Source organism: Mycobacterium sp. NGS27, assembly GCF_059813005.1.
In genome coordinates this window covers 1-1,310 of the sequence record NZ_JCALDT010000023.1, presented here as the reverse complement: position 1 = coordinate 1,310, position 1,310 = coordinate 1, and the positions used below count along the sequence as shown (strand labels likewise).

Annotated in this window: 1 protein-coding gene; it reads left to right on the top strand. The window is 64.7% G+C overall.

Features of this window, described 5'->3' with window-relative positions; genetic code table 11:
* Positions 1–1,310: condensation domain-containing protein (locus AC5Y30_RS25385; RefSeq protein ID WP_499922047.1), on the top strand; the 1,310-nt coding region annotated here is incomplete at both ends.

The following is a 1,310-nucleotide window of genomic DNA, read 5'->3' as shown; positions in this document are numbered from 1 at the left end:
GCCGAGGCGTTGGGTGCGGCCCTGGCCGATGTGGTGGACCGCCACGAGAGTCTGCGCACTCGATTCGCCGCTCCCGGCGGAATGGCTCAGCAGCTCGTGGTGGCGTCGGCACAAGCCGATTTCGGTTGGCGGGTTGTGGATGCGGTGGGTTGGTCGGTGGGCCGGTTGGAGGAGGCGGTCGGGGCTGCGGCGCGGTATGCGTTTGATTTGGCGGGTGAGATTCCGTTGCGGGCGCAGCTTTTCCGGGTTGCTGAGGATGAGCATGTGTTGGTGGCGGTGGTGCATCATATCGCTGCTGATGGGGCTTCGGTGGGGCCGTTGGTGCGGGATTTGGGTGTGGCGTATGCCAGCCGGTCGGTGGGGCAGGTGCCGGGGTGGGCGCCGTTGGCGGTGCAGTATGTCGATTACACGTTGTGGCAGCGGGCGCAGTTTGGTGAGCTCGAGGACAGTGGTAGTCGGATCGCTGGGCAGTTGGCGTATTGGGAAGATGTGTTGGCCGGGATGCCCGAGCGGGTGCAGTTGCCCACGGATCGGCCGTATCCGGCGGTGGCGGATTATCGCGGGGCCACGGTGGGTGTGGAGTGGTCGGCTGAGTTGCAGGCGCGGGTGCGTCAGTTGGCCGGTGAGCATAATGCGACCAGTTTCATGGTGGTGCAGGCTGCGTTAGCGGTGTTGTTGTCCAAGGTCAGCGCCAGTGTGGATGTGGCGGTGGGTTTCCCGATCGCGGGGCGGCGTGATCCTGCGCTTGATGAGTTGGTGGGTTTTTTCGTCAACACGTTGGTGTTGCGGGTGGATTTGGGTGCTGATCCCACGGTGGGGGAGTTGTTGGCGCAGGTGCGGGCGCGCAGTTTGGCGGCCTATGAGCATCAGGATGTGCCGTTTGAGGTGTTGGTGGAGCGGCTCAATCCGGCGCGGTCGTTGACTCATCATCCGTTGGTTCAGGTGATGTTGGCGTGGCAGAACTGGCAAGACGGTGCTGCGGCCGGGGCGATGTTGGGGGATTTGCAGGTTCGGCCGTTGCGGGCGGATACCCATACGGCGCGGATGGATTTGACGTGGTCGTTGGCGGAGCGTTTCACCGATGCTGGTGAGCCTGCTGGCATTGGTGGGGAGGTGGAGTTTCGCACCGATGTGTTCGATGCGGCCAGCATTGAGGTGTTGATCGAGCGGTTGCAGCGGGTGGTGCTGGCGATGACGGCCGATCCGGCGCGGCGGTTGTCCTCGGTCGAGGTGTTGGGTGCGGGTGAGTTGGCCCAGTTGGAGGGTTGGGGTAATCGGGCGGTGCTGGCTCGGCCGGCGGGGGTGGGGGT